This is a genomic window from Limosilactobacillus mucosae (genome assembly GCF_013423865.1).
In the GTDB taxonomy this organism is placed as follows: domain Bacteria; phylum Bacillota; class Bacilli; order Lactobacillales; family Lactobacillaceae; genus Limosilactobacillus; species Limosilactobacillus mucosae.
The window spans coordinates 1-23,469 of record NZ_CP058956.1 but is presented as its reverse complement, the minus strand read 5'-3'; the positions used below and the strand labels follow the sequence as shown (position 1 = coordinate 23,469).

The following is a 23,469-nucleotide window of genomic DNA, read 5'->3' as shown; positions in this document are numbered from 1 at the left end:
AGGGACCGGTGTCATAGAATCAGTAAGTAGATTTACGTATCATATTAAGTAATGAGAGGGCAGAACTATGAGCATTGAAAAGATATACGCGGCAATCAACTCGGACCCAGCCGTTCATAAAGTCATGGCCAACGCTCCTTTAAAAATCATTGAGCGCATGCGGGTCGTCGAGTTTGAGATTGGTGAATTTAATCTGCGGCAAGGCGAATCATATGATGAAACGTATCTGCTGGTCGCGGGTCGAGTCAAGGTGTATCTGGATTCGGCAAACGGCAAGTCGGTAGTGCTGGATGTCTACCGGCCGGGGATGTTTCTTGGCGAGCAGGAAGCGGTGATCAACAAGCCTTACAGCGCGTCGATCATTAATATCACGCCGGTGCGGCTGCTGAAGATTGACAACCGGGATTTCGTGGCCTGGCTGAATAACGATCAGCAATTTGCCAACCGGATGATCAGCTACCTTTCCGAACAGGTCTATCATCTTACCAAACGGACGGAGCGCTACAGCCTGTATTCAGCCATGCAGCAGATCGGTCTGGAGCTGATGCGTTCGGCTAAGGAAAAACGGCTAATCTCGCGCGAGCAGCTGACATACGAGGTCGACACGTCATACCGCAATATCAATCGGGTTCTTAAACGGCTGTCAGAGCTTGGAATCATTGATGCTTCAAAGCCTGCCATCAAGATTTTGAATGTTGAGGAACTACAGCGGATTATCAAAACGGAGGAATAGCAATGAGTGAAGAAGTACAACCACACACGCAACTGACGACGGCAATCAATACTGATCGGGCAATCATCATGGGTGACCCGGCTCGTGTCGACAAAGCGGCTAAATTGTTGGATAATGCCAAGGAATGGGCATACAACCGCGAATACAAGTCTGTGATCGGCGAATATCGCGGTCAGCGCATTCTGCTGATGTCAACGGGTATCGGCGCGCCATCAGCCGGAATTGGCGTTGAAGAGCTGCACAACGTTGGCGTCAAAAAAGTCATTCGGGTTGGCTCAGCCGGTGCCATGCAGACGGGAATCGGTCTGGGCGAGCTGATCATTGGCGAAGGCGCCGTTCGTGACGATGGTCTGACCAAGCAATACGTGCCGGCAATGTACCCAGCCGTACCTTCTTTCAAATTGATGACACTGGCTCACAAGTACGCTTCTGACGCAGTCTATGGCATTATTCGCTCGCACGATGGCTTCTACATGGATGACAACGCGGAAACCGAAGCCTACTGGTCATCCAAGGGCATCGTGGGCGCAGACATGGAATCTGGCGCGATGATGACGATTGGACGCCTGCGTGGCATGGAGACGCTGTCGATTCTAAACAATGTCGTGCTCTATGAAGGTGATTTGGCGGCCGGCGTCAACAGTCTGGTCGATGGCGAGGAACTGATGGCTAAAGGGAAATCGCATCGCTCAAACTGGCCATGGACATTCTGAGTGACGATTCAATTAAAGAATAGAAAAGAAACGGGGGAATCAATAATGGGACAAACGCAAGCACACCACAGCTGGCTGTACAATCAGCTGTTTACCAACTGGAAGAAGTTTGAAATTATTTATGTTAGCGTATTGGTGGCATTGCAGATTATCGTCTATCTCATCGTTCCCGACAGCATTATCGGGATGATTTCTGGGGTCGCAGGGACGCTTTGTCTGGTCTATGGGATGAAAGGGCGTAAGATTACGTTCATCTTCGGGATCGTTCAATGTCTGGCCATGACCTACATTGCGTGGATCAGTCACGCTTATGGATCGTTTGCGATGGACATCTTCTACGTAATCTCGCAGCCGATTGGATGGTACATGTGGGGTCATGATGAGGCTACCAAGCGCTTTTCGCCAAAAGTTCGCCGCTTGATCTTCCTGGGCGCGTTCGTTGCCTGGGCAATCGGCTGGTGGGTTCTGGCGATGGTTCACGGCCAGCTGCCATACTTTGACTCCATCAACTTTGTCGTCAGCTTTATCGCACAGCTGCTCTACATTATGAAGTACCAAGAAAACTGGTCGCTGTGGATCATCGTCAACGGTGCCAACATCATCTACTGGGGCATCTTAGCCGTTCAAACGATGATGGGGACCAACCACATCGGCTCACTGGGTGCCAGCCTGTCACAAATCGCATTGCAGTTCGCGCTGCTGTTCAACTCGCTGTACGCTACGAAGGTTTGGGCTAGCGGTGAGGCCGACAATGAAGGTGGTGCCGGCAAGGACGGTGACAAGTAATGACGGAGCCAAAATTCAAACGCGTTTTTGCTATCGTGCTGGACTCGGTTGGGACGGGCAATGCGCCTGACGCGGCCAAGTTTGGTGATGAGGGCGCTGATACGCTGGGCGATCTTGGTCATGCCTGGAAGGGTGCGCTAAAGCTGCCTAACCTGGCTAAGCTGGGTCTGAGCAATCTGCGCGTGGCACCAATAGAGGGCATCCCCGCCGCTGATAAGCCGCTGGGATGGTATGGCCGTATGGATGAGATTTCCGCCGGTAAAGACAGTATGGACGGTCACTGGGAAATGATGGGCCTGCCCGTTGAAAAAGAGCTGTCGACGTTCCCTGATGGCTTTCCAGACGAGATTATCGAAAAGATTGAGCAGTACTCGGGCCGCCCAGTAATCGTCAATAAACCATACTCTGGCACGCAGGTCATTCATGACTATGGCGAGCGTCAAATGGACACTGGCGAGCTGATCATCTACACTTCCGGCGATTCTGTGATGCAGATCGCGGCGCATGAGGACGTCATCCCGCTGGAAGAACTGTATGACATCTGCCGTTACGCGCGGACGCTTGTAAACGGGCCGGAGTACATCGTTGGTCGGGTCATCGCGCGGCCTTTCGTAGGACCGGACAAGAACCACTTCGCACGGACAGCCAACCGACATGACTTCAGTCTAGAGCCAACCGGCAAGACGGATCTGGACCTGCTGCACGAGGCTGGCTACAAGGTCATCGCGATTGGCAAGACCAACGACATCTTCTCTGGTCGCGGCATTGATCAGGCTTACCATAACGAAAGCAACATGGACGGGATGGATCACGTTGATGAGGCGCTGGAAAAGGACTTCACTGGCTTCTGCTTCACGAACCTGGTCGACTTTGACACCATGTATGGCCACCGCCGCGATCCAAAGGGCTTTGGTCAGGCGCTGATGGACTTTGATCAGCGTTTGGGTCATGTTCTGGCGGCGCTGCGTCCTGATGATCTGCTGCTGATTACGGCTGACCACGGCAATGATCCATGTTTCAAGGGCACGGATCACACGCGCGAGGAAGTACCGCTGCTGGCTTGGTCGGCAAAGATGCAGACGTCCGGCAGCCTCGGCGTTCGCTCAACGTATGCCGATCTTGGCGCCACGATTTTGGATAACTTCCATCTCAAGGCCCTACACGGCACGAGTTTCTTGGATAAATTGAATTAATAATAAAATACCGAACGGAAATAGTCTCTTTAGCTAGTTCTGCTCGGTATTTTTTCAATGATTATTTGGAAAATGAGTCTATAAATTTACGATTTTAGAATTTTTTAAACGTGTAGTAGGACGATTTAGAAAATATTGTGGCGTTTTGTAAAATTATAATTATTCTCTCTAGGATTTTCATATACTACAAGGTGTTTTATATGACTGCGTCCAGCATTGCAAAAGGCTTCCCTCATTATTTCCTTAATGTGTTTAGGATTGGTGTTAGACAACAGTTGAATTGTTGTAATGCCATTTTCCTTAGATTTATTTACTTGATCTATGAAAATTTTGACTAATTCTGGATTATAGGCTCGTCTTCCTAGGTTAACTTTGCCATTGATCATAGTTTGCAAGACGACATAGCTATGGTTTTTGATAGTTGAAGGTAATGTATTCAAATTTATAGGATAGGTATCGGAAATAATAATTGAAAGGATTTTGTCATCCTCAGCATCACTCCTTATTTCTGATACTTTGATTGAAGTATCTTTACTGGCATCTATTACTTCTGGAACGTCAATAGATAATCTGGCCCAATTATTATATAGGTAATCAATATATTGCCAAGTTGGAATATTGGCCGCGCTCCCCTTATGACAATAACCTATCGCAGCTGCAAGCTTAATGATAAATGAAGGTACTAAGTAATACGTGTTTGGGAGCAATAATCTTTCTTTTCCGATGAATTTAAAGATAATGAGCATTGCGTAATAGGATAGGATTAGGGAAATAAAGAGCCTAATAAACCAGGGATGTATTGATAGCTTATAGTCAATACCAAGAGTGTTGAGAGTGACTTTTGAAACGTTTCGAAAAAAATAGTAAATCGTGGATGCTAATGAAATTGTTGCTATGAGAGGTTTAGTTTGGAGAGCTATAAATCTATAAGTCTTTACCTCTCTTAGATTATTTTTGTTATTGTGGATGCTCACCATTTCCATACCATCTCCCAGTAATTAAAAATAGTTCGTAAAAATAAAGCCATTCTTTTGTCCAGGCTATGATCGAAGTATCCAGTCTGTCCCCAAATCTGAATTCAGCATGGCCAAAATTATTTTTATATAGGCATAGTGAAACATAACCATGCTCTGAATTTGACTTGCTTACAAAAATGTGTGGAATTTTGAGGAGATCTTCTTTTTGAAAAAAAGGACTATAGACTCTAACGGATATGCTCCATCCTTTGGAAATGAATACAACCGAATACTTCGATCCGTTGCTATTAGCCCTTAATTGTGCATATACGAAGAAGTCTCCTTTTGCATTAATATGGTTTCGATTATCTGGAAACGTTTCATTTAGACGTTTGAAATATCTGATTTTAATTGGATGGTTTCTTCTTGCAGTCACCCCAAAACGTATGTGGCCTTGCTGTTTTGTCATTAGTTCCTCCTTCAAATACTCCATCATGATTTATCGAAACCTGTCCTTCTTTTTGGAGTTGTTGGGCCTAGAATAAAAAGTGTACAAGTTAAATAGAGACTCTGATTTAGTATAATTAAGGAAGTAAATTGGAGGATCAAATAATGACGAAGCACAGTTATGACAAGGAATTTAAGGAACAGGCCGTTCAGTATTACTTAGATAACAAGGATCACATGACCATGAATGAAATAAGTAAGAATCTAGGTATTGGGGCTAGTACATTACATAAATGGATTAAGCTGTTTACTGAGACTGGGGAGTTTGGCCGTGGCTCTGGTAATTTTGCCAGCGATAAGGACAAGGAGATTGCACGACTAAAGCGTCAACTTCGTGACGCTGAAGGAGCGATCGAAGTATTAAAAAAATCAATCGGGATTCTGAGCAAGTAACTACCGAAAAGGTATACCAAGAAATGGACGTTCAGCACGCTTTGGAATCCCACCCTTCCATCAATGGTATGTGTGATTATGTTGGAATCTCAAGAAGTGGTTACTATCAACGAGAAAAGCGTCATAATCACCAATCACCGCGAAAGCTTCGGAAGAAGTTTATTCAAGGTGAAATTAAAGCAATTTGGCTCAAAAGCCTTTGTATTTACGGTGCCGGCAAAATCACCCAAGAACTTCGCTCAAAAGGATATAAGATCGCTGAACGAACTGTTGGTAAGTATATGCGTGAACTTGGCATTCACGCCGTTTACCTAACCCCTTGGACGACTACCACTCGCAATTCTAAGTTTGATAAACAGCTAATAAATATTTTAGACGAGCAGTTCAATCCATTGCGACCAAACGCCGTTTGGTGCATTGACACCACTTATATTCCAGTTCATGACGGATTCGTTTATTTAACCAGTATTATGGACTTGTACTCCCGACGGATCATTGGTTGGGACTTATCTGAAACCTTGGAGGTATCGAATGTCATCCCACTTATTGAAAAGACTAAGCACAGTCGCCATATTAGCAAGCCATTAATCATGCACAGTGATCGTGGTAGTCAGTTTACGTCTGAAGCTTACAATCAAGTTACAGCTAGCATGACATTAAGCTATTCAAAGAAAGCTTATCCTTGGGATAATGCCTGCATTGAGTCGTTTCACGCCTTGATTAAGCGTGAATGGATAAATCGGTTTAAAATCCATTCATACTCCGAAGCTAAACGACTAGTTTTTCAGTACATTGAAACGTTTTACAACACAGTTAGAATTCACAGTCACTGTGGATTCAAATCACCAAAGCAACTTGAAGATGAGTATCAAACTCAAATTCAAAATTTAGTCGTGGCATAGGACAAAAAAGTCTCTATTTAAATTGTCTATTTTATTGACAGGGGACCAGTCAAAATATTTGGCTGCCAGGCTCGGCTTTACTCCGCGCTCTGGTCTCCCCTCCGGCGGGCCGCATGTGCCATGCTTACCGTCGCCTCGGGTGAGCCCTATTGCTGCTCCGTGTCGCCGAGCCTGGTGATGGGGCCTGCATACTCATCTGGTAGTTCTGAATAACATAAGCAATTCCTTTTTTGGGAGAATCTTTCTGTGGATCTTAAGTCGTCAAACACGGCTTGGGGTCCCTTTTTTATTCTCTTTAGCTCTCCGGTTTACAGTAAACAAAAAGAGCCTCATCGCGGAATATTTCCGTAATGAAGCGGTAAGCAGCACGATACCTAACCAAGTTTATAGATAGTTTGAAGGGAATTTAGATGTTAGGTTAGTTAAAGTGGTATAAATTTACTTTCACTTCACTCTCAAAACAATCCTCAGCAATCAAGGACGTACTTCCTCAATCTTGGCACAAATAGGTGTTTCAAAATCATTATAATATAGTATAATCAATTCATTAGGCATCAAGAATTAGGGAGAGATACATATACCATTGGAAGATTTTGAATTCAAACGTGATGGCAATACGCTGAAGGCTTTTGACAAGGCAACTGGCGAACTTATCGATTCCGGCGAGTACGTTGAGGTTGCCAGTCACAAGCAGAAACGGCGCTTTGTCGCATTTGAGAAGTACTCATATAAGAAGTTTGAACTGGAAGAAAAGCTCTGGGTTGGCGCGGATTTCCTCAAACGCAACCTGATGAGTTCGGTCCGTTATTTTAACGCGCCGGTGCTGGGCTGCCGGACCTATTTCAACAAGGAGGATGTTGATCGGTGGGTGGCTGACAACTTTCTGCCATACCGACGAACGATCGCGCTTTGTCTCAGTGATTTGACCCCCGAAGAGCAGGAATGGGTTAAAGGATTTGCCAATCGATACAACGAACGGGCAAACCAGCTAAACCTTAAACGAAATCCAAATGAGAAAAAGCAATTTATCAAGGATATGCGCAAGGAATGGGTTGATTATATCGGTCATGAGCAGGCTAACCGCCGCATGGCCATGTTTCAGCCGGTAGAAACACCTGATCGCACGGCAATCTATCCACCTGTTCAAATTCAAGACGGGCAGTATCGTTTTCGACTGGATCACGTGGGAGATGTCAAGCCGCTGCCAAAGGGTAATATGTCTGAAATCACGATGACGCGCCGAGCATATATGATCAATGGCAGTACGATTGAGTGGAAGTTTGGCAAAGGTTTGCGTCCCAAGACTCTATTTGAAGTCGAGAAGCTGCCAGATGACGCGATGTGGCGGTTATTTTCTCGTAAGGTACGCAGCATTGTCTCTCAAATCTATTCAACGACCAGCTACAAACTTTATCTCAAAAATGGCGGCAAACGCAGATAGGGATAGAAAAGCGTCCAGACATGGGCGTTTCTATTTGTGTTGAATTTTTGTAGTTATAATATAGTGCAACATATTTAAAAAGACAAAAGAAAGCGCTGTAATATCAATGAAGGGTTAGCCCATCCCTTCAGAAATTTCATCTCACGAAATTTTTCACCCAATTCACATTGATTTTGTTTCGCTAGATAGATGATTAACGATCTCATTCCGCTTAGTTGATTATCCAGAATCGTCTCACTGACTGCCAGTGGGGCGATTTTTTGTTGCGAGATTAGGCGAATGTCCCAAATGCCTGATTGGTTCGTGCATCGCGGCAGGTGATATATCCGTATTGATGGTTGGCGCGCGGCTGTCTGAGCCAGACGAAGCCGCCGTGACGCGACCAGGCATCATAGCTTACGATGACGCCCGCCGGCAGCATGGCGATAATTGCTGAATTGGTTCGCGCTCCCCAGCGAAGGTGCAGCGGCATGCCCAACAGAAAGCTGCCTTTTTCCTTGTGCCAAGTATCGCCCAGCTCATCAACCCATGAATCGGGAACGGGAATCTCAATCTTCGGCGTTGGTGCCTGTTCAACCTGGATCGCGAGCTGACCATCCGCGTAGCCAATCTTAGGGTCGGTGTAGTAGCCATGGAAATCGTAGGACATGTCGATGCCGATGCCGTGTACCAAAAAGCTGTTGGTGAACTGCCAGGTACCGACATTGGGAACGCCAGGCTGCGACTTACCATAGTTGGCCACCCAATCGTTTTTGGCAATCAGCTCCGATTGAATCAGCCGCTTTTCCCAGAACCAGGACGCCATCGAATACACGTCCACGTTTAAGTGTTTCTGATCGATCAAGTACTGCAGAAACGCGTTGACGTCAGCGGTCGCGTAATGGGCAAGGGCGTCATCTTCCGCATCCACCGCCAAGACGCTTTCCTTACCCAATCCCAGCGCGGTTGCATTTTGGTAGAACCACTTGGCCTCATTGATGGCATCCTGCCGACCGTTGAAACGAGCATAGTGATAGCCATGCACGAGCAGTCCTGCTGCCCGCGCGTTGCTTATCTGCGCCTTGGCTTTAGGATTGATATAGGCATCCCCATCCGCAGAGCCTTGCGTAATCTTGACGATAACCGCCTTGACTCCTTGATTCTTCAATGCTTGGAAAAATGCCGGCTCATCAGGCTGATAGCTGCTGATGTCGGCAACTAACGGAAAACTGGTCATAAAAACATCCTCCTTTTGCTGTTATATTATAAATAGACTGATATGAAAAAGCCGAACCACGATTCTTGATTAGCAATCCATGCCCGACTATAATAAAGACGTAAATAAAAGGGCCTGACGCCTGCACAGCGCCAAGCCCACGTTGTCATCATCGACAGCGCCTTACTTCATGAATAGCAGAAATAAAGCACCGTCCCAGTCGCCAAACTGCGGGACGATGCCTTTTTTATTCTCTCGGCTTCTTCGGCCAGAGAAAGACTACCGCGATGACCAGCGCCAGAAAGCAGACGGTTCCCAACGCGGCCAGTTGCACGGTTTCCGGCAGGCCAGGCAGCGCACTGAGCACTTTTGCCAAGCCCGCGAACGGATCAAGGTCTGACATCATGCGAGCTCCTTCCCGAAAGAAGGCGGCCCAGAGCAGTCAAAACGACTTTCATCATGGCAATCGCCTCCCCTCATAATGTTTCCAGAAGAAGCAAAGCGCTGCCATCAGACAACACCTTAATTATATTGACTTCAATAGGGGATACCAATTCTTTTGCGTGATAAGTCATTTTATTATTAGTTATTGTTATAATATAGTATAATTATTAACGGTTGGACGGTTATCCCCATTCTCGCCCAACTCAAACGCCTGTATATCAATAGTTTGCTGCATGTTCCGACTAATCATTGTTGGTCATTCGTTCATATAATAGTAGTCACTGACGTCCGCGTTTTCCTCAGCGCGGGCGTTTTTGGTCGTCTTCATATGATATATTAAAGATAACTACATATACTAAGGGGAAAACTTCATGTCAGAGATATATCCATTGGGAGAGTATAAGGATAAATATATAGAGCTGCTGGATGACTACGAGTTTAATCCAGGTGATACCGTGGCCATGGGAAATCTGATTGGGTTCCTGTCTGACTACATTTACAGTCCGGTAGAATACCTGTTTCTGGATGAAGAAATTAACCAGATTCTAGTCAATAAGCGACTGATGCTGGAGAAGCTGATTGAAGTGTTATTGGACAGCAATCATGATGACATTTCAATGCTGATCAATCTGCAGTTCGCGCAGGCTTTGTTCTTTCGAGGAGATTGGAAAACATCAGGTAATATATATCACAGCATTTTGAAATGGGAGCTGGGGCGTGCCGAAATGGGGGATGCCGATTTTGAAGATATCGATTTCAATGACTTGGTTCTGCGGCTGATTCATAATATCTGTACCATCTGTCATCTAAGTGGAAATGCCGATGGTGCCGATAGCATCAAACGCAGCGCGCAAGGTATCTTCAACATTAACTTGAATTTTTACCAACGATTTATGCAAAATCATCCCGAATATGAAGAAATCACTTCAAAACAGCTGTACCTGCTTCATAATGATTCATCCTCGCTTTACTTGGTCGATGGTCCAAGCGCGTCTGACTATGGTGATCTTTTGGAAGCAATGGAATTCGACTTGGAGGATAATCCAGGCAGCGTGGAGAATCTGAAGCTTTCCGATGAGCCTTGTCTGCTTACTGTCAGCGATGATCAACAAAGTGTTTTTGCAGGCTCTCTTGATGGCAATGGCGCTGGTTCGTTCATCTTCTGGTTAGAAAATCCAATGGCTGAACCGGCAGAATCAACCGATGATGGTACGGATAGCGTAGAATCTTCAACGATGGCTGATGAAGAACAGACGGCTGATGATAATAGCATCACGAAAACTGCTACTGCTGAAGAGGATGACGCTACCTTAGAAGAACTTCTGGCTCAGCTGAATGATCTGGTCGGTCTCGATTCCGTTAAGAAAGATGTTAACTCATTGATTAACCTGCTCAAGGTCCGCAAGATTCGGGAACAGCGCGGAATCAAGCAGCCTGCCATGTCGCTGCACCTGGTATTCTATGGCAATCCAGGGACCGGCAAGACCACCGTTGCGCGTTTGTTGGCTAAAATCTACCATAAAATGGGGATTCTCTCCAAGGGTCAGCTGGTTGAAGTCGATCGGTCCGGACTGGTTGGCGGTTATGTCGGGCAGACAGCGATCAAGACCAAGAACGTGATTGATCAGGCACTGGGCGGGATTCTGTTTATCGATGAGGCCTACACGCTCGCATCGGGAAGCGGCAGCGACTTTGGTCAGGAAGCCATTGATACGCTTTTGAAGGCCATGGAGGATCACCGTGATGACTTTATCGTGATCGTTGCCGGCTATCCAAATCAGATGGCCACCTTCCTGGCATCCAATCCCGGCTTGAAGTCACGCTTCAACAAGTACTTGGAGTTTGAGGACTATGAACCTGCTGAACTGTTGGAAATGTTAGACAAGATGTGCGCCCAGTATGGGGTAGAGCTGACTGACGAAGCACGCGACTACGCCATGAATCTTTTTCAGACGACCTGTGCCAACCGACCAGACGACTTTGCCAATGGTCGCGCGGTCAGAAACTTCTTTGAGGATGCCTTAACCGCGCAAGCTAATCGTCTGGCTGCCGAAAATGACTTTGATGAGGGCCTCTCGATCATTAAAGCCATTGATCTGGCCAATGCCGAACTCGCTTAGCTGCAATGACATTTTTTTGCAGACCGGCTAATTTAAAAACGCTTTAGACTAGAGTATAATCATTCTTGAGGGTATGGTTTCCCCTCGCTTAAATTGTCTGCTAGCTATTATTCAATCCTTATATAACTAGCACTTACCATTCATATAGCGCCTTGCCTGGTCTGGCAAGGCGTTTTCAAATTGCAATGACGATTGAAATCAGCTATAATTATGGCGTAAACAAAAAGGCTAACGTGAGGGAACACGTTAGCCCGAATGTCCTTGAAAATCGACAGTGCTTACACTTTAAACTAAATTAAGAATGTACAACACCATCTTAGAGCTGCCACTCATAAAGATGGTTTTTCTTTTTGGTCAGAAATGACTGACCATGTAGCAACCGGCTATGAGGGAAGCAATCACAATGATTACGACCGTGGCCAAAGCTGCATATTGAACGCCGATCGGTAAGCCATGCAGTTCGTGAAGAACAGCGGCAAGACCTTTTAAGTCGGCGCCATCTTGATGTCGGTTTGACACTTATGGATCCCTTTCATAATGATGGGAAGCGTCGTGTGTTTTTTCAACTCCTTCATTGGCATCGCTCCCTTCGAAAAGCGAAGCACCGCCAATGTTCTTGGACAAAAATATTATACCATAATCGAGTCAGCGGCTAACTGGCTCGATTTTTTAGTGCATTTCGATAATTGCCTCTCAGACGAAACGTAATGGATAACTTACCCATCTATTTAAGTTTCAGTGCGTCTGAGAGGCGATTTTTGCATTTCGGAGATTTGGGCTGCTTGATCGGCCATGATCATGATAGAAAGTGTTATTTCTATCAAATAACACTTCGCAAAAGGTGGTTTAAAGGCATCCGTTTTTATGATAAAATTAAGACATGTTATTTATTTCTATATAGCAAAAATGATACCTATCGATTTTTCGAAAAATTGAGTGGAGTGACAGGATGACCAGACTGATTGACGATGTATTTAAAAACCAAAAATTCATCCCCGAGCTGATGAGCGAATTTGGCTTTCAGAAAACTAAGGATACTTATACAGCGGAATACGGGAAGAAATCATAATAATACGCTGAGATGGAGAAAGAAGCGAATGTCAAAGCTAAATATTAATTAGAAGAGTATAAAGAATCTCTTCACTGAAAAGAACACGGATTTTCCGATACCGGACTATCAGAGGCCATACGCCTGGGGAGAAAAGGAATGCCAGACATTATAGGACGACCTGTTTCTCTTTGCGTTCCCGGACAACGACTGCGACAAGTTCGACAGCGACACTGACGAGGATTTCCTCGGCCCGATAGTCACATTCAAGAACGAGGACGGCAAAAAGGAAATCATCGATGGTCAGCAACATTAACGACGCTCATGCTCCTACTCCGCGCATTCTACGACAAGTACGGCAGCATGAAAAACGACAAAGCACTCAAGACGAGCAAGCTCATCGAACAGTGCATCTGGAAAACGGATGAGTTCGACGAGCCGAATAAGTCAGCCTTAAAGATTGATTCAGAGGTTGCTACTGACAGCGACAAGGAGCAGTTCCTCAATATTCTGAAAACCGGTATCGTTGATGACAACTGGAAAAGCAACTATGCAAACAACTACAGGTTCTTCAAAAAGAAGTGTCTGATGAATGGATAAAAACAGCTGGTATCTTCAGTTCTACTGTATTATCGGCTCTTACTGGAGTGGCTGTAGCAAGTTCGTGGCTCTTAAAGGCAATAACAGATTCAGGAAAGAATGGAGTTAAAAAATGAATTCGGATACTAAGGGCATAAAAAAGAAAGATATGGTGTTTCAGAGTGTGGATTCACTTCAGCCCGTTGTGAATGTAATTAATGAAGCTGCGGCGGCACTGAATGATAAAAACAGAACCATTAAAGAAAGCTCTATACCGGAGGTTTTGGCGGGTGCATTAGGTGCCGGAATCGGTGGTGTTGGCTCTTTTGCAGCGCTGTATGGATTGGGAGTAGTTGGTTTGTCTGCAGCTGGGATTACATCAGGACTTGCAACAGCAGGTTCGCTTATCGGTGGAGGAATGGTTGCCGGCGTTTTTGTATTAGCCGCACCAGTTGCTATTCTCGCTGCAGGTGGTGTGGGCTTAGCCAGCCATCTGAAAAATAAGCAGCTCCAGCAGGAAAAAGAAAGATTGTATAAAGAGGCCCTAGCAAAACATGAAGCAATTATTGAGGCTCTCAAAAAGGAAGCAGACGCTGATAAGGAAAGAATGGATTACTTGCAGAGTCTCAATATATTGCTACAACAGGCAATTATTGATTTGAAAAATGACCTGGGCGTTGCTTGAGAACGATCGCAGTGAACAATAACGAAGATGATGATTATAAGAACACACCAGCCGATAATACAACTCTAATTATCCAGAACCGCCACGAAATGAATGGGGAACGATAATATCTTGGGCGGCAGCAGCTGTTGGCACTGTATTTGGGTTTAGTTCAGCTATTCAAACGTAAAAAGGAAGAGAAACGCCATCGCGAGGAAGAGCGGTTAGAGCAGGAAGCAATCCAGAAACAAGATGCTGAGATAAAAGATCTGTCAAATCAAACCGAGAAGGCTGAGCATCTTGGGACAATAAACGAGGTATTGGTTAAAGCACTAGAGGCTGAGAAAGAAAAGAGCGAGGGATCAGATGAACAGGAATAAAAATAATGACACTGATCAACAAATGGCAAAGGTGATCATGTATCATGATCAGCAGTTAAAAAACATTCATTTTCCTGATTCGTCTGCAACGGATGATGAAATCCGACGCAGTGAAGTGCTTCTTAAAAGTCTTGGATATGATTTGCCTTCAAAGAATGAGGTAGCAAATAAACGTAATAACGAAGTAATAGTAGTGCCGAATTGGGATGAACTATGCGCAGAGGCAAATCAATATATAACAGGGAAATGTGATATCCGAGCGCTATTTACAGAAGATGAGCTGAGGCAAAATGAAGAAGCCATTCGTCTGTTAAACAGAGATTTCAAACAGATCTATCACATGGACAAGGTTGACTATGCGATTTCCATTCTTGCCGGTTTGGTTGGTTCAGCGGTTGATATTTTACTCGTTGGCATTCCGAAGAAAACGCCGGATGGTCTGAAAGCCGGACCATTATCAGATTTTGTCAGGGATTATTTTGATAAAAAATATCCCGAAGAGGAAATGCAGAAGCTAGCCAATTCCAAGATAAGCAAAGTTCCTTTTGATGCACAGGACAATCGTCATACGAGAATCTATGTTGAGGGACTGTCAGCATATTATCATCGGTTATTACAACTTGGTCATGATCCGGTTCTTGGTTTCATATTCGGTGTGTCAGATATTCTGAACGGAACAATGACTACAATCGATAAAAATGGGAAAGTTGTATGTCAAGTGATGGAAAACTACGCGGACAGAAGGGAGAGCGATACCTTTCTGGCTCTTGCAAAACAAATCATACATTTTAAATCTGATATCACTACATCAATGGGGTTACCAGCTCCGTTTATGAGTCTGCTTAATCTGCTTCAGTTCGGGAAAATTGGTGACTATGATCAGACCATCGCTGAAATCGTTCAAGGAATGTACTATGAAGGATATGATTTTATTCATTTCTGCTCAATGTCCGTGCCGGTGATGTTGATAGAGGTTATTACACGGATGGGATATGCCTTAAAAAGAATTAATGAAGGGCATTCTGTAAAAGACTCTATACCTGTATCGTTAAAACGAGAAACGCATCCGAAGTTGGCTACAATGCTTTTTATAAGTCATTCTCTTGCTACAGCAGCTAATGCCGGAAAGGTATATTTTTCTAAAAACCCAATGTCGATTAATTACCCGCAGTGGTTGGCATTTGCGAAATATGTTTACTCACAGATGAAATGGGTACTGCTTGAAAAACCAGAAATGCGGGCGGATTATGTCAGTGGCAAAATTTATAACGAGATGCAGGAAGTATTTGATCAAGTGGACCGTAATTTTGCCGAATACACCCATGATAAGATCGTGATTTATAATTAGGTGAATATAAAAAAGATTACAAATAAGCAGTATGAAGAATACCAGAAGCTGCTGGATGATAAGAGGCATGGCCGTATGTTAACGCCGGAAACGTTGATATCATAAATCTGAAAAGCAACACGCTGCCAGTTGACGGTCAGTCCGTTTTTCCGGCCTACCATATGAATCATAAGTACTGGATTTCAGTCGTACTTGACGATCAGCTGGACGATGATAACGTAATGAGACTGATTGATGAAAGCCTCCGTTTGACGGGAAAGCAGGGGTGATTAAATGCGGCAAATCGTACTGCCAATCAAGGATGATGAGGTACTCAAGCAGGTACAGGACACGCTGTTGAACAACTTCAAGTCTGGCCGGCGCAACTACACCATCTTTCAAGTCGGCAAGGCAACTCTGCTGCGGGTCAGTGACGTACTGCGGCTTAAGCAGGAGGACGTTTTCGATGACTATGGCGCCATTAAGCAGCACGCGTTCATCAAGGACAAGAAGACCGGCAAGCGGAACACGCTCTACCTCAAGCCGGTGATGATGGACCTGGTGATGTATCAGCAGTGGCTTAAGCGCAACAGCTATGAGGGTACAACGGAATGGCTGTTTCCTTCTACCACGCGGCCGCAGAAGCATATTGACGAGCGCCAGTTCTATAACGTGATGGCCAAGGTCGGGGATCTGTTGGATATCAACTACCTGGGCACGCACACGATGCGCAAGACTGGAGCCTATCGCGTGTACGTCCAGTCCAACTACAACATTGGTCTGGTCATGAAGCTGCTGAACCATTCCAGCGAAGCCATGACCTTGGCATACCTGGGGCTTGATCAGGTCAGCCGTGAGCATATGCTGGATAAGATTGATTTTGGGTAAATGAAAAGCAGACGCGCCAAGGGTTTTGGTGTGTCTGCTTTTAAAGTTATAAGTTCTTAGTTGTTCCAGTGATACTCATGATAATTCTGAATCCCAGTGTAGCTAATTATATTGCACTGAGTTCGTACTTAACATAGCATGAAGAGCAATCTAATAGAGCATAGTGTCTCTCATTTCCTTAGGTATCTCCGGCAAACGCCTGCCTGTCTTGACAGCTTTTCTTAATTTTGAATTGCTATCATGTCTGCCACTGGATCGGGATTTAATGGGTCAACAAGTGGCATCAGCCTCTCAACTGATCCTTTGCCAAATCTATCTTCATATTCTTTAAACGCTTTTTCTAGCTCTTTTCCGGGATCATCATAAAACTTCATGCCCTTTGGAATTGCTCTTGCCATGTATTAACCTCAACTTTATCAATAAATAATGTCCTTATAATACTTATCGTATATTTCATCATCTGTCAGCAGGTCATCAATTGACATTTTCTTTTTGATACAGCATTCAATCAGTTCAATATCGTGAGGACCATAAACTGGCCATGGTTGGTGAAACATAGATACATATTCTTTGATCGCCGCATAAGTTTTGTCATCCCAACCTCGATAGATTTCCATGATTTCATCATCAGTCATTTCATCATGCCTTCTTTCAAGTTATGCTGAACAAATTACAGATCTTAGTCTCCCAAAGTTAACACCGAAAATAATAAATAGTTTCGCAACAATCACGCTTTCATTTATTCTAATCGTCCTTCTTAGATCCGTCATCATTTTGTGAGTTTTTCTTAGCCCCGTCATCAAAGAACTCTTTGATGATCCTGGCTGCTGAACCACTAAGAATGACTGGCCTGCTCTCGCGCGTAATCCTTTTCCAAACGAAGAACGAACGCACAAAAACAATCACACTGATGCTGCCGCCAATCATAAAGAAATACTCATTCGCGTAGGCGCGCATCGTTAGGAAACCAACCAAAAAAGCTAGTACCATCTGACCCAAAGCAAGTCTTCCCTGCTTAAGCTTTCTTCTCGACCCTAGGATCCCCATTTTCCATCTCAATCGACTGCGTTTGTCGAATCTGGACTTGTTTTCTAAATTACGAGACAACTGTTCTCTTTCATTTAAAAGTCGAACTGCCAATGCCGCCATCATCAATATAACCGCAATCCCTAAAGCTCTTACCGCAATACTCATCATACCGCCCCTAACGTCTTACTTCACGTTCCCAATCAGATCGGGAATGCTTGTTTGTATATTAAGGATAACTCAATTCAGCGATATCTTCTGCTTGATCGTGAGGAATGTTGGCGCAAATTATATATGCGATATAAAATTCTAGGGAGTGTAAAATATTTTGTGTAAATTTCTAAATTAAATTGAAAAGGGAAAGCCTTCCCCGTATGATTAAATCGCTAAACACAATCAAAACGGAGGCTTTCCCTATGAACCAGTTTAACAAAGAAATTCTTGACGCGCTATCTTCTGACTCTAAAACATCATTAAAAGATGTCTTTCGCAATCAGTTAGAACAAACCGTCAATACATTACTTCAAGAAGAATTGTCGGCAGTCTTAGGCTACCAACCCTATGAGCGTAACGACAGTTCCGCTCATGGGGACAACGCCAGAAACGGATCGTATCAGCGAACCATCGATACTGAATTTGGACCAATCAATATTACGGTTCCGCGCGATCGTAAGAATAAATTTCGTAACGCTTTATTCGAACCATATTCACGGCGGACAGATACTCTGGAATCGATGATCATTAAAATGTATTCCAAAGGCATCACGACTCGTGAAATAGCTGATTTAGTTGAGCGCATGTATGGCGATTACTATTCACCAACTACCGTTTCAAATATTACTAAGCAAGTTGGCAACTTGGTTGAAGAGTTTCATAACAGGACCTTTAAGCACTCACAGTATGTTTGCGTGTTCTTAGACGCTACTTATATTCCGCTCAAGCGCGGAACTGTTGAGCGCGAAGCGGTTAATATCGCGATTGGAATTCGTAGTGACGGCGGTAAAGAAGTCTTAGACTTCTCGGTAGCACCAAACGAAAATGGTGAAGCATGGCGTGAACTACTTGAAAGTTTACGCAATCGAGGAATTGAACAGGTTCAGTTATTCATCGCCGATGGTTTTATTGGGCTCGAAAATGTGATTGCAGAAATTTATCCAACCGCTAAGTTTCAGCGCTGCTTAGTCCATGTGCTTCGTAACCTCACATCACATGTGCGAAAAAGCGATATGCGAGATTTGATGAGCGAATTTAAAGAAATTCGCCAATCTGAATCACTTGAAGAAGCAAAACAAGCTTTAGATAACTTCATTTTGAAATGGAAAAGCAAATATAGCAACCAGATGCGAAAATTGGGTAAGTTAAGTAACTTATTCACCTTCTACGAATTTCCGCCAAGCATTCGGGCATCAATTTACTCAACAAATTTGATTGAAGCTTTCAACAAAAAGTTGAAGAAGAAAATTCGCCAGAAGGAGCAGTTTCCAAATGAGGATGCCCTTCAACGATTCGTGACAACTCAAATTCTAGAATACAATGACAAGTTCGAAGAACGAGCACATCGTGGATTTCGAGGAAGCAAGGATACCTTGGATTCCATGTTTATTTAAGTAAGCATTTCATACAAAGAAGGATTTTCAAAAGTACACAAAATTATTGACACTCTCAAATTCTACGATGCCGATCAATGACAAGATTTTTCAAGTAGCTAAAAAATCTCCTTTTTCGGTTTTCTGTAATTTAAAGAGCATAAGGGAAATCGATCCATGAATGCTCATGGACCCGCCAGTGACGGGGATTTGACGTGGATACTAATTTTCTCGGTTCGCGCCTATAATGCACCCTCAACGAGTACGTTTCGCTGCCCAAAATGACTCCGCAATGCGTCCATCAGCGATTTACGAATTCTGCATGGCACGTGGGGCATTGTACATTTTGAAATTGCCATTCTTGTACAATTTCACGCTGCCATTTTTGGGCATTTTTAGACTGCCATCTTATTAATTTTTACGACAGCAGAGGGATATAAATATGCCTTAGCAGCTCAGCAATTTTTGTTCAACACACTCCATCAACAATCAAAAAAAACAGGCTCGCGGAATTTCCACGGGCCTGCTTTTCGTAGGTTAATCTAGTCTTCACCCAGCTTTGCCAGGATTTGATCGTATACCTTATCTACACCGATACCAGTCAGCAGCGGAAGGCCATTGATAACCTTGTCGCGAACGTCTTCTGGAACGACCGTCGTGCTGACAAACACATCGTAGTCATCAATGTTGTTGATCTGTTCGGCAATGTTACTCTTGTAGATCTTGACCTTGTCCAGCAATCCTTTTGAGTCCAAAAAGTCGCGAATCTTTCCTTCAGCAACAGTGGAAGTAGCAACACCGCTACCGCAAACAACCATTAACGTCTTCATAGTAATAATCTCCTTCCAAATTTAAACAAATCTAGGCAGCAGGTTTAGCCTTCTTAGCTTGGTTCTTCTTGTGGAACTTGTTGTACCAGATCATCAATGCCAAGGTAACGACACCGATCAAACCGATACCGCCCCAAGTCATAATCTTGCCAAGGCCAACGACGACCCAGGTAGTCCAGACACCACCGTCACTAAGAACGGAAATTGAGGTGTTGCCTTGAAGGCTGAAGTTGGCAGCTTTTGCGGAAGCCGTAACCAGTGGAGCAACCCAAGAAGCAATGTACAGGCTCAAGATGATGTCCACGATCCCACCAACCAGCGTCCGGAAAATGTCGCCGCGGAATACGGCAGCCATGATGGCAATCATGTAAGGGATGGTTGCCAAGTCACCAAATGGCAGCACGTGGTTACCTGGCAGGATTACGGCAATCAGCAGCGTAATTGGAACCAGCAGCAGTGAGGCGGACAGAACCGTTTCGTTACCTACAGCAAGCGCACTGTCCATCCCGATGTAAAGGTTCCGGCCTGGGAAGTGCTTTTGAACCAGTTCGTTGGCACCTTCAGAAATAGGAGTCAGACCTTCCATCAGCAGTGAAACCATCCGCGGCATCAAGACCAGAACGGCAGCCGTTGAGACACCAAGCTGCAACGTCTTGGTAACGGAGTACTTAGCCAAAATACCGATTACGATACCAATCAGCAGACCCATCACGCCAGAGTCGCCGAAGATTCCCATACGCTTTTGAATCGTCTTTGGCGTCAGCTTGATCTTGTTGATGCCAGGGATGCGGTCCATCAGCCAGTTCAACGGCAGAGCCAATACGTAGCCTGGTGCCGAGGCGCCTTGTGGGAATGAAATACCATCCAAACCGTACTGTTTCTGAATGTATGGAGCGGACATGTCAGCAAGCAGGTAGATAACCATTACGTGAACGATCATCGTAAAAATCCCAAGCGAGAAACTGTGTGAAACCGCGTAGACGAGGGAACCAGTAAAGGCAATGTGCCAGTAGTTCCAAACGTCAACATCCAGCGTCTGCGTCAATCCCAACAGCAGCAGTACAACGTTGGTGATAACGCCAACCGGAATAGCCAGACTCCCCAGAACGGTACCGTAAGCAATGGCAGAAGCAGCCGGCCAACCAATGTCAATCGTGCCAAGGTGCATCCCAAAGTTTCTAACCATGGCATGCGAGGCAGGGCCAAGATTCTTGGTTAACAGACTAATGACCAGGTTCAAGCCAATAAACCCGATCCCAACCATCAAACCAGCTTTGAAGGCCTTGCTTGGCTTGATCCGTAAAATCAAAGCAAAGATAAACAGCAGTATTGGAAGCATAACGCTTGCCCCAAGGTTAACGAACCATTGGAGTCCTGATGCTATAGCACTCATATCTTTATCCCCCTTTAGCTCTATTCAATTATTTCGTTCTTCTTCATCAAATCGAGAAAATCATTCTTCTGATCAATTTTTTGCAAAGCGTCCATGGCTTCTTGGTTTTGGAAGAGCGCCATCAGCTTCTGCAACATGCTCAATTGGTCGTCTGACTTTTTGAGTGCAAGCATGAAGATCAGTTTTACTTGAATCTCGGCATTATCGCCCATTTGATGAAAAGTCACTGGATGCTTCAGACTCATGAATCCAATCTGCGGCTCAATCACCTTATCTGGATCCGTATGAGGAATCGCAACCCCAATCGTTTGAGTCATCAGTCCGGTGGGAAAACTTTCTTCACGCTTCAGTAAGGCATCCCTGTACTCGCTGGTTACTACTCCTTTGGCATACATACTGTCAGCCAGCCGAGTTAAGGCGCTTACGTTGTCAGAAGCATCTTGGTTAAATAAAATAACCTCTTTATCAAACAACATGCGTTTCCCTCTATTCTTCTAAAAGACTTTCAATAGTTTTCTTCTCTATGCCTCGTTCACACAGCCGTTCTACAAAAGAATCATCTGCCATATGAACCACAAAATTACTTATCGCTTCATCGTTGCCTTTTACGACCAGAAACGTTCCGGTATCCACTGAATGATTATCAAACCATTCAACTGGGGATCCCAATTGGCTAACGATGATATAGCTATCGGCAATTCCAGGCATTACGACATGCGGCATTACCAACTTTTCCGCAAGCCTTGTGCTCCCGATTTCTTCTCGCTCTCTTAACGTCTGAATGAGCAGCGTTGGATCATTCGAGAAATCGGGGATGATGCCCGCAACGTGTTTAAGCCATTTATCGCGGTTAGGCACGATTACGTTTTTGTCCAGAATTAGCTTAGTCTTCATCATTCAATAACCTGCTCAATCGATTCCTATCCTGTTCGTTAAACATTGCGCTTGAAAGGATCACCTTAGCGTCCTTTCGCGGCACGACCGGTACTGTTGAGACAATCACGTCAACGTCATCGTACTTGTCGGGATTCTCAACGTAGTCGGTCTTTGAAGTGACTCCCACGATATTCAGATCCGGAAATGCCTTATGAATCTTTACGTACAGGAGTTTTGAAGTTCCAATCCCGCTGGCGCACATGATCAGTACTCGCTTTGGCAGGCTTGATTCTTCAATATATTTAGCAAAGTAAAGCGTAAGGAATCCAATCTCATCATCATTGATCTTCCAAGGCAGCTGTAATTCGTTTTCCGCCTTTTTGGTAATTGCCGCGACTTTCTTAAAAAGCTGACCGTATTCTAGCTTGATATCAGCAAGTACCTTATTGGCAACTACGATATGATTGTTCAGACGGTTGATCATGGGCCGAATATGACTGACCAGATCATTCTGAAGCGAGATAACGCGCGATGACCCTGGATTCAATCCAAACTGCTTGATATAGAATTCAGCCAGCTCCATCGATTCAGATGAAGTCTTTTTGTCGTATACGTAATTGTTGTTGTAACGCATCGAAATCAGATATTCCAATAAATAATAGCTTTCAATGGCTGGTATATCGCAGTTAAGATAATCGGCCACGTTCTTGATCACGTCATTGCTTACCTTATAGAATTTTGGATTGGCCTGAATGATCTTCTCATATCGCTTGTTTTTGATCTGCCCGTCCTTAGAGTCGATCATCTTTCCTTGACGAATTCTCTTCATAAGAATGTAGAGATGGGAAAAGATGTTTACGTTATAAGGATAGGGGATCGTTGTATTAAGCAGGCGCTGAATCAATTCCAACTGCGTGGTTATGAATTGATTGTCAAAGCGGCTCAGATCATGAAACTCACTGACGAAATCGTTGATGCTCTCTTGGTTCATGGCATTGCTCTGCATCAAGACTGCGTTGATGGCTCGCCGGATGTTCCGCTCATCACCAACTACCGAAACAAAGCTGCCATCCCGCTTTAAGCTGAGATCATATTTTTGAAGCTGCTTGCTGATAATCGTCAAATCTTGATGAATCAGCTCAATGCTTACGAAGAAGTCCTCATACATCTCTGACACTCGATTGGCCAAAGGCGCGTTGAACAGCAGCTTGGTAAGAATCTGGTTCCGTCGCTCCAATGGCGTACTGTCCAGCTTGTCGTTTTCAGAACCAGTCTGCTTCGTCAATTCGAGATACCGATCGTAATTCAACTTCAACCCTTTGCCACGCTCGGAGACAATGATTGGTTCGTCATAGTGGTCATTGATCCCATTGACGGCTCGATAAATCGTCTTTGTCGAGATGCCAATAGACTTTGCCAACTCATCGGCTGTGACAAAACGATCGCTTTTCGACAGAATCTTTATTATTTTGTCACGATTTCCACTCAT

25 protein-coding genes and 2 pseudogenes are annotated in these 23,469 nt (G+C 44.6%); 14 read left to right on the top strand and 13 right to left on the bottom strand.

The window, feature by feature from the left end; translation table 11 throughout:
- Positions 1-67: 67 nt before the first annotated feature.
- From H0G69_RS10485 to H0G69_RS10470, 4 genes and pseudogenes are all read left to right on the top strand, one after another.
- Positions 68-733: a Crp/Fnr family transcriptional regulator gene (locus tag H0G69_RS10485; protein ID WP_180305453.1), complete on the top strand. Its 666-nt coding sequence runs from the start codon at positions 68-70 to the stop codon at positions 731-733.
- A gap of 2 nt (positions 734-735) precedes the next feature.
- Positions 736-1,469, top strand: a pseudogene (locus H0G69_RS10480) (nucleoside phosphorylase).
- Positions 1,470-1,491: 22 nt separating this feature from the next.
- Positions 1,492-2,232 carry a nicotinamide riboside transporter PnuC gene (gene pnuC, locus H0G69_RS10475; RefSeq protein ID WP_180305455.1) on the top strand — a complete coding sequence of 247 codons (741 nt, stop codon included), beginning with the start codon at positions 1,492-1,494 and terminating at the stop codon, positions 2,230-2,232.
- A complete protein-coding gene (locus tag H0G69_RS10470; protein WP_180305456.1) occupies positions 2,232-3,425 on the top strand; it encodes a phosphopentomutase in 1,194 nt (397 codons plus the stop codon). The genes pnuC and H0G69_RS10470 overlap by 1 nt, the downstream gene beginning before the upstream one ends.
- A gap of 125 nt (positions 3,426-3,550) precedes the next feature.
- On the opposite strand, the gene H0G69_RS10465 is transcribed toward H0G69_RS10470, so the two are convergent.
- Positions 3,551-4,408: a hypothetical protein gene (locus H0G69_RS10465; protein WP_180305457.1), complete on the bottom strand. Its 858-nt coding sequence runs from the start codon at positions 4,406-4,408 to the stop codon at positions 3,551-3,553.
- Positions 4,383-4,850: a type II CBASS E2 protein gene (locus H0G69_RS10460; protein WP_180305458.1), complete on the bottom strand. Its 468-nt coding sequence runs from the start codon at positions 4,848-4,850 to the stop codon at positions 4,383-4,385. The genes H0G69_RS10465 and H0G69_RS10460 overlap by 26 nt, the downstream gene beginning before the upstream one ends.
- Positions 4,851-4,993: 143 nt before the next feature.
- Between H0G69_RS10460 and H0G69_RS10455 the strand changes: the two genes are divergently transcribed.
- From H0G69_RS10455 to H0G69_RS10445, 3 genes are all read left to right on the top strand, one after another.
- On the top strand, positions 4,994-5,281 hold the full coding sequence (locus tag H0G69_RS10455; RefSeq protein ID WP_003688751.1) for a transposase: 288 nt from the start codon (positions 4,994-4,996) through the stop codon (positions 5,279-5,281).
- Positions 5,282-5,304: 23 nt separating this feature from the next.
- Positions 5,305-6,183 (top strand): IS3 family transposase, encoded by an 879-nt coding sequence (locus H0G69_RS10450; protein ID WP_180304329.1) that lies wholly within the window; start codon positions 5,305-5,307, stop codon positions 6,181-6,183.
- A gap of 583 nt (positions 6,184-6,766) precedes the next feature.
- Complete coding sequence (locus tag H0G69_RS10445) at positions 6,767-7,624, top strand: hypothetical protein (protein ID WP_180305459.1); 858 nt, start codon at positions 6,767-6,769, stop codon at positions 7,622-7,624.
- 271 nt (positions 7,625-7,895) lie between these two features.
- On the opposite strand, the gene H0G69_RS10440 is transcribed toward H0G69_RS10445, so the two are convergent.
- Both H0G69_RS10440 and H0G69_RS10435 read right to left on the bottom strand, forming a co-directional pair.
- Complete coding sequence (locus H0G69_RS10440; RefSeq protein WP_180305471.1) at positions 7,896-8,840, bottom strand: GH25 family lysozyme; 945 nt, start codon at positions 8,838-8,840, stop codon at positions 7,896-7,898.
- A 226-nt stretch (positions 8,841-9,066) separates the two neighbouring features.
- A complete protein-coding gene (locus H0G69_RS10435) occupies positions 9,067-9,225 on the bottom strand; it encodes a hypothetical protein (RefSeq protein ID WP_160248871.1) in 159 nt (52 codons plus the stop codon).
- A 409-nt stretch (positions 9,226-9,634) separates the two neighbouring features.
- Between H0G69_RS10435 and H0G69_RS11000 the strand changes: the two genes are divergently transcribed.
- Entirely contained in the window at positions 9,635-11,383 is a 1,749-nt protein-coding gene (locus H0G69_RS11000; RefSeq protein ID WP_240164399.1) for an AAA family ATPase, read from the top strand.
- A gap of 354 nt (positions 11,384-11,737) precedes the next feature.
- Here H0G69_RS11000 and H0G69_RS10425 read toward each other — a convergent pair whose 3' ends face one another.
- Complete coding sequence (locus H0G69_RS10425) at positions 11,738-11,902, bottom strand: hypothetical protein (RefSeq protein WP_006499105.1); 165 nt, start codon at positions 11,900-11,902, stop codon at positions 11,738-11,740.
- A gap of 608 nt (positions 11,903-12,510) precedes the next feature.
- On the opposite strand from H0G69_RS10425, the pseudogene H0G69_RS10420 reads away from it, so the two are divergent.
- The 5 genes and pseudogenes from H0G69_RS10420 to H0G69_RS10395 form a co-directional block, all read left to right on the top strand.
- Positions 12,511-13,013: pseudogene (locus H0G69_RS10420) on the top strand (DUF262 domain-containing protein); the annotation flags it as partial.
- 130 nt (positions 13,014-13,143) lie between these two features.
- Positions 13,144-13,695 (top strand): PilN family protein, encoded by a 552-nt coding sequence (locus tag H0G69_RS10415; RefSeq protein ID WP_180305462.1) that lies wholly within the window; start codon positions 13,144-13,146, stop codon positions 13,693-13,695.
- A 128-nt stretch (positions 13,696-13,823) separates the two neighbouring features.
- Entirely contained in the window at positions 13,824-14,054 is a 231-nt protein-coding gene (locus H0G69_RS10410; RefSeq protein WP_180305463.1) for a hypothetical protein, read from the top strand.
- A complete protein-coding gene (locus H0G69_RS10405; RefSeq protein ID WP_180305464.1) occupies positions 14,041-15,402 on the top strand; it encodes a hypothetical protein in 1,362 nt (453 codons plus the stop codon). The genes H0G69_RS10410 and H0G69_RS10405 overlap by 14 nt, the downstream gene beginning before the upstream one ends.
- A gap of 273 nt (positions 15,403-15,675) precedes the next feature.
- Positions 15,676-16,269: a site-specific integrase gene (locus tag H0G69_RS10395; protein WP_180305466.1), complete on the top strand. Its 594-nt coding sequence runs from the start codon at positions 15,676-15,678 to the stop codon at positions 16,267-16,269.
- A 221-nt stretch (positions 16,270-16,490) separates the two neighbouring features.
- On the opposite strand, the gene H0G69_RS10390 is transcribed toward H0G69_RS10395, so the two are convergent.
- The 3 genes from H0G69_RS10390 to H0G69_RS10380 form a co-directional block, all read right to left on the bottom strand.
- Entirely contained in the window at positions 16,491-16,667 is a 177-nt protein-coding gene (locus H0G69_RS10390; RefSeq protein WP_240164398.1) for a hypothetical protein, read from the bottom strand.
- 18 nt (positions 16,668-16,685) lie between these two features.
- Complete coding sequence (locus tag H0G69_RS10385; protein WP_033934803.1) at positions 16,686-16,904, bottom strand: hypothetical protein; 219 nt, start codon at positions 16,902-16,904, stop codon at positions 16,686-16,688.
- A 109-nt stretch (positions 16,905-17,013) separates the two neighbouring features.
- Complete coding sequence (locus tag H0G69_RS10380; protein WP_180305467.1) at positions 17,014-17,463, bottom strand: hypothetical protein; 450 nt, start codon at positions 17,461-17,463, stop codon at positions 17,014-17,016.
- Positions 17,464-17,711: 248 nt separating this feature from the next.
- Here H0G69_RS10380 and H0G69_RS10375 point away from each other — a divergent pair, with 248 nt between their 5' ends.
- Positions 17,712-18,902, top strand: coding sequence for an IS256 family transposase (locus H0G69_RS10375; protein WP_045025302.1), 1,191 nt, complete (start codon positions 17,712-17,714; stop codon positions 18,900-18,902).
- A 521-nt stretch (positions 18,903-19,423) separates the two neighbouring features.
- Here H0G69_RS10375 and H0G69_RS10370 read toward each other — a convergent pair.
- The 5 genes from H0G69_RS10370 to H0G69_RS10350 are packed head-to-tail and all read right to left on the bottom strand — an operon-like array spanning position 19,424 to position 23,469.
- Positions 19,424-19,711: a PTS sugar transporter subunit IIB gene (locus tag H0G69_RS10370; protein WP_033934801.1), complete on the bottom strand. Its 288-nt coding sequence runs from the start codon at positions 19,709-19,711 to the stop codon at positions 19,424-19,426.
- A gap of 31 nt (positions 19,712-19,742) precedes the next feature.
- Entirely contained in the window at positions 19,743-21,104 is a 1,362-nt protein-coding gene (locus H0G69_RS10365; RefSeq protein WP_180305445.1) for a PTS galactitol transporter subunit IIC, read from the bottom strand.
- Between the two features lie 20 nt (positions 21,105-21,124).
- The gene (locus H0G69_RS10360) at positions 21,125-21,580 is read right to left on the bottom strand and encodes a PTS sugar transporter subunit IIA (protein ID WP_034539478.1); all 456 of its coding nucleotides are present in this window, start codon (positions 21,578-21,580) and stop codon (positions 21,125-21,127) included.
- 10 nt (positions 21,581-21,590) lie between these two features.
- Positions 21,591-22,001: a PTS sugar transporter subunit IIA gene (locus tag H0G69_RS10355; RefSeq protein WP_180304659.1), complete on the bottom strand. Its 411-nt coding sequence runs from the start codon at positions 21,999-22,001 to the stop codon at positions 21,591-21,593.
- Positions 21,988-23,469, bottom strand: a complete 1,482-nt coding sequence (locus tag H0G69_RS10350; protein WP_033934797.1) for a BglG family transcription antiterminator — start codon at positions 23,467-23,469, stop codon at positions 21,988-21,990. Before H0G69_RS10350 ends, H0G69_RS10355 begins: the two co-directional genes overlap by 14 nt.

What these genes read in the sequence shown, in the direction of transcription:
- H0G69_RS10405 (WP_180305464.1), top strand. Translation starts at nt 14,041, where the DNA reads ATGAACAGGAATAAAAATAATGACACTGATCAACAAATGGCAAAGGTG.
- H0G69_RS10385 (WP_033934803.1), bottom strand. Translation starts at nt 16,904, where the DNA reads ATGACTGATGATGAAATCATGGAAATCTATCGAGGTTGGGATGACAAA.
- H0G69_RS10360 (WP_034539478.1), bottom strand. Translation starts at nt 21,580, where the DNA reads ATGTTGTTTGATAAAGAGGTTATTTTATTTAACCAAGATGCTTCTGAC.
- pnuC (WP_180305455.1), top strand. Translation starts at nt 1,492, where the DNA reads ATGGGACAAACGCAAGCACACCACAGCTGGCTGTACAATCAGCTGTTT.
- H0G69_RS10485 (WP_180305453.1), top strand. Translation starts at nt 68, where the DNA reads ATGAGCATTGAAAAGATATACGCGGCAATCAACTCGGACCCAGCCGTT.
- H0G69_RS11000 (WP_240164399.1), top strand. Translation starts at nt 9,635, where the DNA reads ATGTCAGAGATATATCCATTGGGAGAGTATAAGGATAAATATATAGAG.
- H0G69_RS10440 (WP_180305471.1), bottom strand. Translation starts at nt 8,840, where the DNA reads ATGACCAGTTTTCCGTTAGTTGCCGACATCAGCAGCTATCAGCCTGAT.
- H0G69_RS10365 (WP_180305445.1), bottom strand. Translation starts at nt 21,104, where the DNA reads ATGAGTGCTATAGCATCAGGACTCCAATGGTTCGTTAACCTTGGGGCA.
- H0G69_RS10390 (WP_240164398.1), bottom strand. Translation starts at nt 16,667, where the DNA reads ATGGCAAGAGCAATTCCAAAGGGCATGAAGTTTTATGATGATCCCGGA.
- H0G69_RS10370 (WP_033934801.1), bottom strand. Translation starts at nt 19,711, where the DNA reads ATGAAGACGTTAATGGTTGTTTGCGGTAGCGGTGTTGCTACTTCCACT.
- H0G69_RS10465 (WP_180305457.1), bottom strand. Translation starts at nt 4,408, where the DNA reads ATGGAAATGGTGAGCATCCACAATAACAAAAATAATCTAAGAGAGGTA.
- H0G69_RS10355 (WP_180304659.1), bottom strand. Translation starts at nt 22,001, where the DNA reads ATGATGAAGACTAAGCTAATTCTGGACAAAAACGTAATCGTGCCTAAC.
- H0G69_RS10415 (WP_180305462.1), top strand. Translation starts at nt 13,144, where the DNA reads ATGAATTCGGATACTAAGGGCATAAAAAAGAAAGATATGGTGTTTCAG.
- H0G69_RS10395 (WP_180305466.1), top strand. Translation starts at nt 15,676, where the DNA reads ATGCGGCAAATCGTACTGCCAATCAAGGATGATGAGGTACTCAAGCAG.
- H0G69_RS10375 (WP_045025302.1), top strand. Translation starts at nt 17,712, where the DNA reads ATGAACCAGTTTAACAAAGAAATTCTTGACGCGCTATCTTCTGACTCT.
- H0G69_RS10460 (WP_180305458.1), bottom strand. Translation starts at nt 4,850, where the DNA reads ATGACAAAACAGCAAGGCCACATACGTTTTGGGGTGACTGCAAGAAGA.
- H0G69_RS10470 (WP_180305456.1), top strand. Translation starts at nt 2,232, where the DNA reads ATGACGGAGCCAAAATTCAAACGCGTTTTTGCTATCGTGCTGGACTCG.
- H0G69_RS10435 (WP_160248871.1), bottom strand. Translation starts at nt 9,225, where the DNA reads ATGATGTCAGACCTTGATCCGTTCGCGGGCTTGGCAAAAGTGCTCAGT.
- H0G69_RS10450 (WP_180304329.1), top strand. Translation starts at nt 5,305, where the DNA reads ATGGACGTTCAGCACGCTTTGGAATCCCACCCTTCCATCAATGGTATG.
- H0G69_RS10380 (WP_180305467.1), bottom strand. Translation starts at nt 17,463, where the DNA reads ATGAGTATTGCGGTAAGAGCTTTAGGGATTGCGGTTATATTGATGATG.
- H0G69_RS10350 (WP_033934797.1), bottom strand. Translation starts at nt 23,469, where the DNA reads ATGAGTGGAAATCGTGACAAAATAATAAAGATTCTGTCGAAAAGCGAT.
- H0G69_RS10455 (WP_003688751.1), top strand. Translation starts at nt 4,994, where the DNA reads ATGACGAAGCACAGTTATGACAAGGAATTTAAGGAACAGGCCGTTCAG.